Annotated in this window: 12 protein-coding genes and 1 tRNA gene; 4 read left to right on the top strand and 9 right to left on the bottom strand. The window is 56.8% G+C overall.

The features are described 5' to 3' along the window. Nucleotides 1-452: 452 nt before the first annotated feature. Nucleotides 453-1769, bottom strand: coding sequence for an IS1380 family transposase (locus tag VMW13_00640; protein ID HUV43314.1), 1317 nt, complete (start codon nucleotides 1767-1769; stop codon nucleotides 453-455). Nucleotides 1770-1987: 218 nt separating this feature from the next. Between VMW13_00640 and VMW13_00635 the strand changes: the two genes are divergently transcribed. After that, nucleotides 1988-2060, top strand: a tRNA-OTHER gene (locus tag VMW13_00635). A gap of 17 nt (nucleotides 2061-2077) precedes the next feature. Here the strand turns inward: VMW13_00635 and VMW13_00630 are convergent. Further along, the gene (locus tag VMW13_00630) at nucleotides 2078-3484 is read right to left on the bottom strand and encodes a peptide ABC transporter substrate-binding protein (GenBank protein HUV43313.1); all 1407 of its coding nucleotides are present in this window, start codon (nucleotides 3482-3484) and stop codon (nucleotides 2078-2080) included. Between the two features lie 682 nt (nucleotides 3485-4166). Between VMW13_00630 and VMW13_00625 the strand changes: the two genes are divergently transcribed. After that, nucleotides 4167-5129 (top strand): enoyl-CoA hydratase-related protein, encoded by a 963-nt coding sequence (locus VMW13_00625; protein HUV43312.1) that lies wholly within the window; start codon nucleotides 4167-4169, stop codon nucleotides 5127-5129. A gap of 680 nt (nucleotides 5130-5809) precedes the next feature. Here VMW13_00625 and ftsH read toward each other — a convergent pair. Both ftsH and VMW13_00615 read right to left on the bottom strand, forming a co-directional pair. After that, nucleotides 5810-7741, bottom strand: a complete 1932-nt coding sequence (gene ftsH, locus VMW13_00620) for an ATP-dependent zinc metalloprotease FtsH (GenBank protein ID HUV43311.1) — start codon at nucleotides 7739-7741, stop codon at nucleotides 5810-5812. A gap of 158 nt (nucleotides 7742-7899) precedes the next feature. Beyond that, nucleotides 7900-8739: a TIM barrel protein gene (locus VMW13_00615; protein ID HUV43310.1), complete on the bottom strand. Its 840-nt coding sequence runs from the start codon at nucleotides 8737-8739 to the stop codon at nucleotides 7900-7902. Nucleotides 8740-8940: 201 nt separating this feature from the next. Here VMW13_00615 and rsfS point away from each other — a divergent pair, with 201 nt between their 5' ends. After that, entirely contained in the window at nucleotides 8941-9315 is a 375-nt protein-coding gene (gene rsfS / locus VMW13_00610; GenBank protein HUV43309.1) for a ribosome silencing factor, read from the top strand. A 25-nt stretch (nucleotides 9316-9340) separates the two neighbouring features. On the opposite strand, the gene ndk is transcribed toward rsfS, so the two are convergent. The 4 genes from ndk to thiL all read right to left on the bottom strand — a co-directional run bounded on the left by ndk (nucleotide 9341) and on the right by thiL (nucleotide 12039). After that, on the bottom strand, nucleotides 9341-9760 hold the full coding sequence (ndk, locus tag VMW13_00605; protein ID HUV43308.1) for a nucleoside-diphosphate kinase: 420 nt from the start codon (nucleotides 9758-9760) through the stop codon (nucleotides 9341-9343). Between the two features lie 78 nt (nucleotides 9761-9838). Then, entirely contained in the window at nucleotides 9839-10519 is a 681-nt protein-coding gene (gene tsaB, locus VMW13_00600; GenBank protein ID HUV43307.1) for a tRNA (adenosine(37)-N6)-threonylcarbamoyltransferase complex dimerization subunit type 1 TsaB, read from the bottom strand. A 3-nt stretch (nucleotides 10520-10522) separates the two neighbouring features. Continuing rightward, nucleotides 10523-11008 (bottom strand): tRNA (adenosine(37)-N6)-threonylcarbamoyltransferase complex ATPase subunit type 1 TsaE, encoded by a 486-nt coding sequence (tsaE, locus tag VMW13_00595; GenBank protein HUV43306.1) that lies wholly within the window; start codon nucleotides 11006-11008, stop codon nucleotides 10523-10525. After that, nucleotides 11005-12039: a thiamine-phosphate kinase gene (gene thiL / locus VMW13_00590; GenBank protein HUV43305.1), complete on the bottom strand. Its 1035-nt coding sequence runs from the start codon at nucleotides 12037-12039 to the stop codon at nucleotides 11005-11007. The genes tsaE and thiL overlap by 4 nt, the downstream gene beginning before the upstream one ends. Nucleotides 12040-12280: 241 nt before the next feature. On the opposite strand from thiL, the gene VMW13_00585 reads away from it, so the two are divergent. Next, nucleotides 12281-13768, top strand: coding sequence for a hypothetical protein (locus tag VMW13_00585; GenBank protein HUV43304.1), 1488 nt, complete (start codon nucleotides 12281-12283; stop codon nucleotides 13766-13768). 52 nt (nucleotides 13769-13820) lie between these two features. Here the strand turns inward: VMW13_00585 and VMW13_00580 are convergent, their stop codons facing one another. Next, nucleotides 13821-14168 (bottom strand): hypothetical protein, encoded by a 348-nt coding sequence (locus VMW13_00580; GenBank protein HUV43303.1) that lies wholly within the window; start codon nucleotides 14166-14168, stop codon nucleotides 13821-13823. Between the last annotated feature and the right edge of the window lie 83 nt (nucleotides 14169-14251).

Below are 14251 nucleotides of genomic sequence, written 5' to 3'. Positions count from 1 at the left end.
TATGAACGAGGGGGGAAGCCAGACCTTTTCTGTAACCGCCAGCGATGTAGACGGTGATGTGTTAACGTATTCCTGGACGAAGGATGGTACCCCAACCGGCACCGACAGCGCCAGCTATCAATTTCAGCCCGACTATACGGCATTTACCTGTCAATAAAGTTCCCGGCCGGAGATTGACAACAGCGTGCCATGAATATATTCCTGAATCCGTGAAGATATGATGCGTGCACACGCTAATCGGCAATTTCAGGCTTCCTTACCTTGGTTATACTAAACATGTTGGCAACTCAATGTCAATGAGGCTCTCTAAGACGCAACAGATTGGGCTACTGCAGTCCCTATACAGGATTATCCCATACTAACGGGCAATATATATCCTCTCAGGGCAGCAGCCCTTACTGACGTCTCCTCCCGTCTGGCCTTTCCAAACAGGCTTGCAATGTTGTTACTCCTTATGTCGGTGCGAATTGAAGGTACACCCGTCGCCATGTCTTGAACCAGGGGCAGTTCCTACCAAAGGATAGCGTCCAACACCGTGCGTGTTGCACCAATCGACATGCCAGATAAACCAGGTCTTGCATCACGCTACGCACCCGGCGCCGTGAAACCTTCTTTCGAATGGGGGCATCAGCCTCCCGCAGGCTCTCCTGCCCAATCAACCTCAACAGGTTATAGGCCACCATCCCCAAAAGCAGTACCAGTTCGTTAGTCTGGAATTTGCCCGATGGCAGTCGTTCCAGGTCCAGGTCTGTCTTTAACTCGCTGTGGAACTGCTCGCTGGTACCATGGCTTCGGTACAGCCCAACCACTGTCACCACGTCATCTCTTAGCGATGTCCAATAGGTCTCCACCTCCACCCTGGGTATCAATAGCGCCTGCCCATCAGCCTCCAGCGTTCGCAGTGTCACGCAGAACACTATCCTCAGCGGCTCCTTAATCCCCTGCTTTTTGACATACCGCTCGCCCATCCATACCTGCTTACCCGGCCGTGGCTCCTGCAGTTCACCACACTCCCTGGCTATCTCCAGCCACTTCTCCGGAGTCTCCCGGCGCAGGTTGCGCTTGATGATATAGTGAGCCTTCTCCTTTTGGCACACCTTGATATTGCCCAAACTGTCATTGCCTGAGTCCATGCGTACCAGAAAGGTCGCTTCGCTCATCAGACGGGCATACCGCAGTGTCTGCCTCAGAAATGCCTCCGTACCTTTTTGGCTATGGTCACTTCCCGGACGTAATTTCAGATTTGTCAGGTAGCCCTCTTCTCCTACATAGGCAAAAATGGGGGCATACCCATCGAATTTCTTATAAGTCCAGCTTATCCCTTCCTTCTTCGTCTTGGAATTGTCAAAGGGACTGACGTCGATGTCCACCGCTACCAGGTTGCCGTGGCAGGGGGTAATCGCTGGGGCAAGCCGTCCTACTACCCCAGCAGACTCCTCAAGAATGATGTCGTTGAAGGCACCCTTCACGCTGTCCAGCCGTTGCCTGAGGGTCGGACTGGATGGTACTGAAGCCAATTCCAGGGACTGAAGGAAAAAGGGGTCATCCCGAAAGGCTTCAATAGCGTCGAAGTCGGGTTTGCCCAGACAGATAAGCCCGATCATGGCCGTAGCTACCTCACCGTGGCTGATCTCCGGAAACGGGTGTTCGGGCAGCGCCACCGCATCTAACCGCTCCCGGATACTGCTCCTGTGTAGTATCGCCCCAGCCAGCGCTAAGCCTGAATGGCTGGATAGTTGCTCATCACCCTGCACTATCTGAAAACGCATTCTCACCTCCTGGGTGAATGCCTTCAACAGGCCTTCTTACCTTCAAGTGTAGCATGCCTCAGATAGAAATGTAGAACAATCTATTTACTCACTTCACGGATTCAGGAAATTGCTAACAGAGACGGAATAACGGGTCAACATGAAAAGGTATTTTACGCACAAAACGGCTGGTAGGATAAAAAGGCAAAAACACGATTTTGAGCGTGAAAACACGGTGCGGAGAGAATTAGGCAGACTTGAAAACCGTTGTCCCGCAAGGGACCGTGGGTTCGAATCCCACCCCCTCCGCCATTACCGGCCCTCCGCCACTACTTACTTTCCACCGACACCATGTTCAGGCTGGCAAAGCCCATCGGGTTCAGGCTGTATCCCCAGACACGGGACTTGACCAGCACGTAGTTCTCCCCGAACCACAGCGGGAGACAGGCGGCGTCCTCCACCAGTATCCGTTCCACCTGCTGATATAGCTCCAGGCTCCGAAGGTTGTCCTGCTCGGTGCCGGCCTCGTAAAGAAGGGCATCGACCTTAGTATTTCGGTACTGGCCGTAGTTATACTGGGCCTGGCTGTGGAACAGCACTTCCAGGAAGTTCTGCGGGTGCGGGTAGTCGGCCACCCAGCCCAGGTAATACATATCATCCATTTCTTCCTCGAGGTGGTAGAGGTACCTCTGCGGCTCCAGTTGCCTCACCTTCACCTCCACGCCCAGGTTCTGCCGCCATTCGCTGATGATGGCCTCCAGGTCGCCCGGTATCAGCCCTCCCCACCCGCTGGTCGTAAGCGTTATCGGTGGCAGTGCCGATACATCCCCGTACCGGGATGCTCTGATTGACTCCCGCGCCTTTTCAACGTTGAATTCGAGTCCGGATAGACCTTCATCATGACCGGGAAGCCCCGGCGGCAGTATCCCGTACGCCGCCTGCACCATGTCCCGGTATACCAGCGTGGCCAGTTTCTCCTTGTCCACTGCCTGCGTGAAAGCACGGCGGACGTTGACATCGTCAAACGGCGGAGCGGCGGTATTGAAACCGAGATAGCCGAGACTGAGCTCAGGCACTATCATAAGCTGGGAATAGAAAGGGCCGGCCTCATCGGTGACACGGTCGATATAAGAAACAGAGACCCCGGCGACATCGATATCATCGGTCTCATACATGTTTAGCGGGTAGCCTGCCAGGAAATGGAAAACCACCGAGTCCAACCTGGCTACATCACCGTAGTAGAGCGGGTCCCACTCCAATTCCAGCTTCTCATCCTCCACCCAATCGCCCAGTTTGAACGGACCGGTGCCATTGGGGTGACGCCACCACTCACCCCCGGCCTCCACATTGGCTTTATCCACCACGAACGCTGTAGGATAGGCCAGCTTGTAGAGGAAATACGACCGCGGAGCGTCTATCGCGACCTCCAGGGTGTAGTCGTCGACTGCCCTGATTCCACTTATTTCCCGGACCTCGCCTGCCAGCACATCACCGACGCCAACAATATCGCCCAGGTAGGTGGCCGCCGTCTGCGACCCCGTCTCCGGCCAGCAGGCGCGCTGCCAGGAGTAGACAAAGTCCTCCGCTTTGACCTCCCGGCCGTCGTGGAACTTCACTCCCCGGCGCAGGCGGAAGGTATAGGTCCTGCCGTCTTTGCTCACCTGCCAGTCCCGGGCAATATCCGGTACCAGTTCCAGGTCGGCGTCCAGACGCACCAGGCCACTGAACAGTTGCATCAGACACTCATGGGACGTCATATCCCCGGAAACCGCAGGGTCCAGTGTAAGGGGGTCAGTGCCGTATAGGGAAAGACTTCCCCCCTCATGTACGGGCACCTCTTTTACGGGAGCATCCTTCTCAGGCTGACACCCCGTTACAACTACTCCAAGAAGTAAGACCACCGCAACCAGAATACGTCCTATTCCTGCCATTATGCGCAAGATGTTGCTCCTTCTGCCCTTATTCGCTGTACCGTATCCCATTCTACCACCTTACGCTACGAATACGACACATCTGAATACAGCCTGGTCTCCTTTCTGCAGGGAGGAGAAGTTTTATTCTTGTTTCTGGACAGGAAGGGGAAGGCACCGCCCCTTCTGAGGGGCCCCGCCCCTTCTGAGGGGCCCCGCCTCTTCTGAGAGGCGCTCCGCCTCTTCTGAGAGGCGCTCCATCCGGACCGCATGGGGATTGGCCGAACGGGTTTTTCATCACCCTCCTGGTGGCAATTAGCATTGGCTTTACTGGAGTGTCACTAATGTACCGGACGAGTAAATATCCTTGACACCAATCTCCGCAATCTGCCACATTGGAAGAAGGACAGATGTGCTCGACGAAGGGAGGGAGTCTGTTGACATAACAGCGCCGCCGCATACTCGCGGCAAGACACTGACAGAGAAACGATAAAGGAGACATTTCCGCATGACTGAAGAGAAAAACTCACCACTGGAGATACGTTCGGCGAGGTGGTACCGCGAACCGCTCGACTATAAAGAAATCATCTACGAGTCAAATCACGAGACCCACGTTGTCAAGATAACACTGAATCGCCCTGAGAAGATGAATGCCATGACCCATCAACTCCGTGCCGAGCTTTTCCACGCACTGAAATTCTCCGAACTGGACAACGATATCAACGCCATTGTCATCAAGGGAGCCGGGCGCTGCTTCAGCACCGGCTATGACCTCGGTGGCGACATGGGCAGTGATGAACCCGACCTGGGCTCCCAGTATGTCGATACCTGCGGGCTCACCCACTGGGCCCGGTACGTCGTACAGCAGTGGTGGCAAATCTGGGAGCTGTCAAAGGTAGTCATTGCCCAGACCCACGGATACTGCCTGGCCGGGGCCTCGGAACTGGCTGCCATGTGCGACCTGCTGGTGACTACCCCGGACTGCAAGTTCGGCTACCCGCCAATGAGGTCAATGGGCGTGGACATGCTCTGGTTCCCCTGGCTTCTGCCGATGAGAAAAGCCCAGGAGATGGCTTTCACCGGCGACAGCATTCCCGGCGAGGAAGCCTACCGGCTCGGTATGGCCAACTACTGCGTCCCCGAAGAAGATATCGATGAGTTCACCGACACCTTCGCCAAACGGGTCGCCCTGATGCCGTGGCAGATGGCTACCCAGTACAAGAGGGCCATCAAGAAGATGTACGAGATGCAGGGTATCAGGACCTCCCTGGAGACCAGTGCCCTGTTTGCATATCACCGCGTTGCCGACAGCGAGTACGCCAGAGAGATGGGAACGATGTTCATGCAGCTCCCACTCAGGGAATACCTGGACATCAGGGATAAGCCCTATAACGATTACCGAACGGCAGAACAGGCTATACTTGACCGCACCAGGAGAGAGTCCGGTAAAGAAGAGCAGGCGTCCGAATAGACTTCCCGTGGGTAACTATGCAGCGGGGAGGCCCTAAACCGGTCTCAGGGCAGCGCTATCCCGTCGTGTATGTCCGAGGAGGCCCTCCAGCACAGACCGGGGTTATATTGCTCTTGTTTAGATAGGCACGATTCACCTCAGGGGACGTCACTACAAGGAGCGTATCCTCCCCTGTCATTCTGAACTTACCTGCTGACTTGGCTAGTGTAGTGTCTCGTATATATCTTTACGTATGATGGATGTTGATGTCATTCCAGCGCAGGCTGGAATCCAGGGGGCAAACACGTATCCCGGATCGAGTCTAACAGGGTGATGAAAAAGGGGGAGTCCAGAGGGGCTTCGCCCCTTCTTAGGGGCGCCCCCTCTTCTGAGAGGGGCCCCGCCTCTTCTGAGAGGCGCCCCCTTCTGGCAGGGGTGTCTGGGCGTCATTCTTACAGAATGACGTTAGCAGAATCCGAAACCAGATTCTGCCGGTGTCCCCCAGATATAATCTTTCCCCCCTTCCGCAGAAGGCTCCTTCCTGGACAGGAAGGGGAAGGCACCGCCCCTTCTGAGGGGCCCCGCCTCTTCTGAGAGGCGCTCCATCTGGGCCGCACGGGGGTTGGTCGAAAGGGTTTTACATAGGCTTGCTAGAATGACAGGGACTGTAAAGGCATTTGTAAGACACTTCGCTAGCAGGCCTAGTCCGGTGTGGCCGGTGACTGCTCGGGGAAGATGGGGCCCACTACGGGGGTCTTCCTCGCCCTGGGCTTACGTTTGGGTTTGGGTGCAGCCTCAGCCGGTGTCGCGCTCGCCGGCACCGGGATCCCAGGTACGAGTTGTCGCTCTTCTTCGGTGAACAGAGCGTCTATTTCATCGCCGTCCAGCGTTTCCTGCTCTAGAAGCTTCTTAGCAATCTTGGCCAGCATCGCTTTGTTATCTGTGAGGATGCGCCTGGCGATTTCATAACTGTCATTGATAAGCTTGTTAATCTCGCGGTCAATCTCCAGGGCATACTTTTCACTGTAGTCCTTCTGCTCGGAGATTTCCCGACCCAGGAAGACCATCTCCTGCTTATCACCGAACGTCCGCGGTCCCAGCTTGTCACTCATACCGAATTCGACAACCATCTTGCGGGCCAAATCGGTGGCTTGCTTGATATCAACCTGCGCTCCTGTTGTCCTTTCGTTGAAGATTAGCTCCTCGGCCGCATGACCGGCAAACAGCATCGCCAGCCTATCCTTGAGCTGGGCACGGGTGTACATGCTGCGGTCTTCCTCCAGAAGCCGGGTATAACCGCCGGCCATACCACGCGGCATTATGGTTACCTTCCGCACCGGGTCGACATTGGGGAGTATCTTGGACGCAAGGGCATGACCTGCTTCGTGGTAAGCGGTTATCTCTTTCTCCCTGGGGCTGATTCGCCGGCTTTTCCGCTCCGGACCGGCAATCACGCGGTCGATAGACTCCTCAAACTCGGGGAGTTCGATTGTGCTCTTGTCTCGCCGGGCGGCGAGAATGGCGGCTTCGTTGACCAGGTTGGCCAGGTCGGCACCGCTGAAACCGGCGGTCTGCTTCGCCAGCACCTCGATATCGAGAGATTCCGGCAGCGGCTTACCCTTGAGATGGACCTTGAGGATGGCTGTCCGTCCAACAATGTCAGGGCGGTCAAGGATAACCCGCCGGTCAAACCGGCCGGGCCTCAGCAGGGCGGGGTCAAGAATGTCAGGTCGATTGGTTGCCGCCAGGATGATTACACTGGTATTGGTGTCAAACCCATCCATCTCGGTCAGAATCTGGTTCAGGGTCTGCTCTCGCTCATCGTGGCTACCGCCAAGCCCGGCCCCACGGTGGCGCCCGACGGCGTCGATTTCGTCAATAAAGATGATGCAGGGGGTGTTCTTCTTGGCCTGGTCAAAGAGGTCGCGCACCCGGGAGGCACCGACACCGACAAACATCTCAACAAACTCGCTACCGCTTATGGAGAAGAAGGGCACCTCAGCTTCACCAGCCACCGCCCGAGCGAGCAGCGTCTTGCCGGTTCCCGGCGGGCCGACCAATAGCACACCCCTGGGGATGCGTGCCCCCAGGCTCTGGAACTTCTCACGCGACTTGAGGAAGTCGACCACCTCGGTGAGTTCCTGCTTGGCCTCGTCAACACCGGCAACATCGTCGAAGGTCACCGTAGACTTATTCTCCGGAAACAGCCGGGCCCGGCTGCGTCCGAAACTCATTGCCTGGCTATTAGCACCGCGGGCGCGAAAGAACAGGAAGAATATCAGACCGCCGAACAGGAGTAGAGGGAGGAAGCCAATCAGCATACTCGCCCAGTTGAAACCGCCGGCTACAAATTCTACCTCCACACCGTCAAGCACGAGAGTATCGATATCGAATATACTGGTCTCACCCTTGTAGCTATCCTGCTCCAGACCATCCCGGGTGGTGATGGTCAGCCATTCACCCTCGACAACCAGCTTCTCTATCTGACCACTCTGCGATTTCTCAATAACTTCACTCAGCGGGATTTCCTGTGGGCTCTGTTGCGGTCCACGTAGAGCAAAGGCAATCAGCGATACCCCTGCAACCAGGATTACCAGGTACAGGAAACCGATACGGCGCCACCTTGGTTTCATCCGTCACCTCAATAGCTAGCACAACCGGTGCTAACCCCATATGAACTTATTATACCAGAATTACGTCAAGCGGGAAAGCCGGAGTACTGTCACGGCAATTCTACGTTCCCCCACGGTCCGGGTGCCTTTCAAGCGGAGACAGCCCGCAGCAGCAGATATCAGGCCGCTTTCTCAAGGCCCCGGTAGGTCTCCTGCAGAAGCAGGGCATCCCCTTCCAGGTTGGGACTCTCACAGACCAGCACCCCCTTGACATCATGGTCCCGGAGAGCCTTCATCAGTTCACCGTACGCCAGGTCCGATTCCTCAAGGTCCAGGTGCTTCCTCTCTCCCTTGTCGCCGTAGGCAATACCGGCAGCATGGATGTGCATGTCGTCCAGGGCAGCCCTGCCCAGCCGTTCCTCGATACGCGAGAGGATGGCGCTGAACTCACCGTAAGAGTTGTATCTGCCGGTACGGGCATGGTAGTGAGCAAAGTCAATACAGGGAGCGACCCTTTCCAACTCGACGGAGAGATTCAGTATCTCCTCCAGGTCTCCGAACTGGCTGGGCTTGCCCATCACCTCCGGTCGAATCCACAACCGGTTACCCTCCGCATCAAGCTCATCCAGCACTTCAGCCAGATTTTTCTTCACCGTCTCGTAGACCTGCTCCGGCGGGTCACCCATGTAGAAGGCGGCGTGGAAGACCACGCTGACTGCACCACACATGGCACCAACACGGGCGGTCTTCAGAATTCTCTCCTGGCTGGCTCTTACCTTGTCCGGCTCGCGAGCATTGAGGTTGATGTAGTACGGAGCGTGGGCAGTCAGCCTTATCCCGCTCCGGGCAGCGGTTTCGGCTACCCCATGAGCAACTGCCTCACCCATGTGGACACCCCGCACAAATTCAATCTCCAGGCAGCCCAGCCCGAGCTCGGCTGCTCGCTCAATCCCACCGACGGTAGACTGAACCTCCGCGCTATGGGGCGTACCGGCAGTGCCGAAGAGCAACCCTGCCATTCTTCCTGACCTCCCTGACTTACCGGCATCATATCTTGGGCCCTATCTGGTGTCAAGCTGCCGGAAGGCCTTCCCCCTGCCTGTCATCGCGGGCCGAAGCTCTGAACAAAGCGAAGAGGCAGCGCCACTGCAGTCAGTGGCGCGTCGCTGTGCTCCTCGCAGTGACACCCGGTGTCCGTCCATGGTGTGGTATAATACTGCTTGAACAGGTTCTTATCCGGGGGTAGGCGTCTGGAAGGGATAGAGGTAGCACGGAAAGCAGTAGAAGCCGCCAGCGAAAAGCAGGCCTCTGATGTTGTTCTGCTCGATGTGGACGACATCTGTAGCTTCGCCAGCTACTTTGTGATATGCAGCGGCGAGAGCGAGAGGCAGATTGCTGCCATCCAAGGCGCGATTGAGGAGACATTGAAGAAAGAGGGCCTCAGACCCCACCACCGCGAGGGTGACCTGGACTCAGGCTGGCTCCTGCTCGACTTCGGAGACGTTATTGTGCACATCTTTGCCCCCGCCGAGCGTGAGTACTACCAGTTGGACGAACTATGGAGTCAGGCTATCCCCGTAGTCCGGATTCAGTGAACGCCGATTCAGAGAATCGGGGGTTTCAGCAGTCGAAAAGCTCATCTTCGGTGAAGAACAGCGCAATCTCCACCCGGGCAGTCTCAGGCGCATCGGAAGCGTGGGTCGCGTTCCGCTGGATATCCAGGCCGTAGGCGGCCCGTATCGTGCCCGCTTCTGCTTTGGCCGGGTCGGTAGTACCCATCGCCTGCCGGATTGTATCCACGGCGTTCTCACCTTCGAAAACACTGGCGATTATGGGCGTAGACGTGATGTACCTGACCAGGTCCTCGAAGAATGGTTTGCCCTCATGGATGGCGTAGTGTCGTTTCGCCAGGGCCTCATCCATGTGCAGCATCTTCAGTGCCAGCAGCTTCAACCCTTGCTGCTGCAAGCGCCCGATAATCGCACCACCCAGCCCCCTCTCCATAGCGTCAGGTTTAATCAGAACCAGAGACCTTTCCATTTCAAGCTCCTACAATGGTTGATTCGGTATCCCGTAAACAGTATGGTGCACAGATTGCAAAGTATGAAACGCTGTTTCTCACCGGTGCTTGGCCCTGGTAATCGACGGCCTGCGCAGGTAGAGCGGCTGCAGGGTAGCCGGGTCATCGGTGTCGCCGGCTGTCAGGCGTTTGAGACCGAGTTCAGCGAGGAAAGCAGCCCGCCGCAGACCGGTTGTTGTCGAGGGGATGACGGCCTTGCTCCCCAGGTGCTGCCGCAACTGCTCCGCAATTACTGTCACGTACTCGCCACAGAGCACTGTCTTTGAGGCGATACCGGAACAGAGTGACTCGATAGTGGTGATATGCTCCGGGGCAAGCTGGAGCCACCTGCCTCTCCTGCGCCGGTACGTGGCGGTGGCTACCTCTCCCCTGCCGGCGTTGAATACCGGACAGACGGGAAGTCCGGTCCCGGCGTGCTGATAGGCTTCCACTTCCAGGGTACTGATGCCGACAATCGGAACCCCCAGGCTGAACGCCAGTCCTTTGGCGACACTGATGCCGACCCGCAGTCCGTTGAAGCTGCCCGGCCCCCGGGCAACGATGATGCCGGTCAATGCCTGCGGACTCAAGTCGAACTGGCGCAGCAGGTGCTCCAGGTTGGGCAGCAACTGCCGGGTATGGTTCTGTCCGCAACGCCAGGTTAGCTCGGCGACTACGTCGCCGTCCCGGACCAGTGCCAGGCTGGCGGTATCCGTCGAAGTATCTATGGCAAGCTGCATCGGTTATCGTTCCTGCGTGCCGGGGAAGGTCTTTCTCATCTCTACCAGCATCTCCCGGTAACGCTGGCCGGAAGGCTGGAGCCGAAAGCTACGCTCCGTACCGGGAAGGTATTTAATATCCACCAGCAGGTGCTCCGGTGGCATCACGCTCAGGCCCTTCTCCGCCCATTCCACCACGCAGACTCCTTTCCCGTACAGGTAGTCATCCAGTCCGAGGTCGGCAACCTCCTCGATATTATCCAGTCGGTAAAGGTCGATATGGTACAGGGGGAGCCGCCCGTATAGCTCCCTCATGATAACGAAGGTAGGACTCAGTGCGTATTCCCTGATGTCCAGTCCCCAGGCAATCCCCTGGGTAAGGCAGGTCTTGCCCGTGCCCAGCTCCCCGACGAGGAGGAAGATATCACCCGGCCGGGCTAGTGCCCCCATAGCTCTACCGAGTTCCTGGGTTTCTTCCGGACTGTGCGTGGTCAGGTCAAAGCACATCATTTCTGGTTTCGTGCCGCGTTATAATGGTCCCAGCCCGTCCCGGGCAGGCTGACGGGATTACCGTGGCTATCAACCAACACGGTCTCGTTGACTCCTTCGGAAGCAATCTCCCCGATAACCGTTATCGGACACGAAGCGGCCATCCTCACGCGGTCGATGTTATCGGCAGCCGCGGTGAAAAGCAGTTCGTAGTCTTCGCCTCCCGACAGCGCCAGTTCCAGGGCACGGTCGGGGAAGCACTCCTTGACCGCAGGTGAGATAGGCACACGGTCAACCTCCACCCGCGCGCCAACCCGGCTCTCCTGGCAGATGTGGTTAAGGTCGGCAATCAACCCGTCACTGATATCAATGGCAGTTTTCACACCCTGCTCTACCAGCAACCGCCCTTCGGCTACACGAGGACGGGGATGAAGGCAGGCCTTTCTCAGGGAAGCGGTAGCTCCGGGTTCACACGTCAGACCCTTTCCGAGTATTTCCACACCGGCAGCGGCAGCCCCCAGGGTACCGGTGACGGCTATCAGGTCTCCGGGTCGTGCCGCCGACCGCGTCAGTATCTGCCCATCCTTGCTACCGGTACTACCCAGGACGGTAACGTTGATGACTACCTGGGGCGCACTGACGGTGTTGCCACCGATAATGTCTACTTCGTATTCCCCGGCCAGGTCAATCATCCCCCGGTAGAGGGCTATAACATCCTCAACCCCGGTATCTCCGGGCAGGCCCAGGGATATCAGGGCATATCCGGGCAGACCGCCCATGGCGGCAATATCGCTCACATTCACTGCCAGGGACTTCCAGCCGACCTCTTCCCAGGAGGCGGTATTCAGGGAGAAGTGGACGTCCTGAATGAGGGAATCAACGGTAGCCAGCTGGATGGAGGTATCGCCGTACCAGGCGGCGGCATCGTCACCAATCCCTATGATAAGCCGCTCGCGGGCTGCCGTCGGTCTGCCCCGACCGCGGGGAATCATCCCGTTAAGGCGTTCTATCAACCCGAATTCGCCCAGTTCCCGTACCTTCATATCTGGCATTATAGCATCCCTGGGGGTGCACAGGTAAGGCGCAGTACGGACGGCTTGAGGCTCTTCGCATCTGGACTGGTTGTCAGGTAAAACATCACCCCCGCGTGGAGGCTGTGCGTTGCTAACTTCAGAAGCGTTCAGCAGACTCCTCGTAATAACCGTTCCTGTGCTAATTTGTGCGGAACGGTGACCACAGAGTCAAGGCTTATGTTGACATCGGGTATTAGCTTCAATTATAATCCGTCCAACTATGGGAGTAATAAAAACTTTAGCCCTCAGTCTCTTTGGCTTTTTACTCTTCCTGTCTCTCATCATCCTGGGTCCTGGGTACACGCTGAACAGTACCGTGCTGAACCCGTCCTTCATCAACGCTGAAATTGACCAGATAGAGGTATCCTCAATTGTGAGCGATGTCTTCAGCGAGCAGGTTGACGAGGAGAATGCCTTCCCGCCGGAACTGGAGACGGCAATCATCAGGACTGTCTACGAGATTGAACCTGTCGTCAAGGAGCAACTCAAGAGCGTCATTCAGTCTATGGGTGACTACCTCAGGGGAAAGAAGGATGACCCCGAACTGCGGCAGGTAATGGGCAATACCTTCCTCAACGGCGAATTTGTCGGTGACGTACTCAGCAAAGTGGACCTGGCCGACATCGCGGAAACGTTTGTTGTCGAAGCACTGCCCGAGGAGTTTGCTGGCGCCCTGGTCAACACTATCTCCGAGCAAGAAGCCGAGTTGAAGACCCGGATAGCGGCGGCTGTTGACCCCATCTTTAAATACCTCCTGGAAGAGACGGACAGCGTGGACCTGGCAACAATACTGCGGGACACGGTGCTGAGTACCGACTTCATCACTACCCTCCTGGGCGAGCTCGATATCTCCTACCTCTCATCGGATTTCCTCCTTGATAACATCACCGGCTACATTCCGGAAGACGTGGACATCCCCACTGACAGGCTGGAGGAGGCCGTGGCTGCCCTGGGCCCATCCATCACGGAAGCTATGAGCACCAACGTCGACGCGGTACTGGACTACCTGCTGGGACAAACGCAGACCCTCAGCGTGGTGATCTCTCTGGAACCGGTGATGAACGACATGGAGGACATCCTGAGAGATACCTTGCTGGACTTCCTGCCTGCCGAGGTGGAGTTGCTACCGCAGGACGAACGCGACCAGCGGCTCGATGAGTTCCTCGCCGAGATGATGGAAGCCATACCTTCGACCTTCGAGCTTGACGAGGCAATGTTCGGCAGCGAGATACCCGAACAGATAGCGGCGGCACTGGCTGACGCCGAAGATGCCCTGACTGATGTGAGAGACGAGGTCGCCGATGGTGTGACCACGGTCGAGGAAGCACTTGAGGAACCGAGGCAGTTTATCGGTTACTTCCTGAGCGGGTACATGGGATTGCTGATATTGATAGGTGTCTGTATCCTGGCAATTATCGGCCTGCATCGCCAGGTGAAAGGGGCGTGTCTCCAGCTTGGTATCACTGCCCTGGTCTGTGGGGCCATAGAGTTTGCCGCCATTATCCTCGGTAAGAACTTCGCCGTAGCAAACGTGGCCGAGTTGGATATACCGCAGGCAGTCCAGGGCTTGCCTGAACTGCTCATCAACGACTTCGCAGCCCCCCTGCAAACACTCAGTCTGGGGCTCCTGGGCGTTGGGTTGGTCCTGATAGTCGTCTCTATCATTTACCCGCGGTTCCGCGGAAAATCATCAGAGACCGAAGGCTAGCCGGGGTCCGTATTTTCGCCCTGAGGGGACACCAGCACGCTCCCGGAGTACCTCAGTCAGCCTCCGCTTCGTAAGAATCGAAGAGGAAGTCCAGGTCCTCTTGCAGGCGGGAGACCTTCTCCGAAGGAAAGAGCCCCTCATCGATGTCTATTATCAGCTTCGTTTCGCCTTTGTCCAGACCCATGATGTGAGCCCGGAGACACTCTTTTCCCTCCTCACCTTCTCGGCCGCTCTTGAAGGTAAGTATACCACGGTAAATGAATGATGAAGAGTCACTGGGCATGGAGTACGTCACCAGCTTGGCCTCGCCTATCACTACGTCCTGCTTCTGAACGTAGTCCTTTATCGCGTCGTACAGCAGTCCCGGGTGCACCTCTTGGTAGACCTTCCTGATTTGCATCTTCCGTCCCTCACTTGGTTATTCGTCGGTGGAAACTAGCAGGGTGATGAAAAACCCTTTCAACCAATCCCCGTGCGGCCCGG

The sequence above is a fragment of the Dehalococcoidales bacterium genome (genome assembly GCA_035529395.1).
Lineage (GTDB): Bacteria > Chloroflexota > Dehalococcoidia > Dehalococcoidales > Fen-1064 > DUES01.
This window is presented reverse-complemented; position numbering and strand designations above follow the sequence as displayed.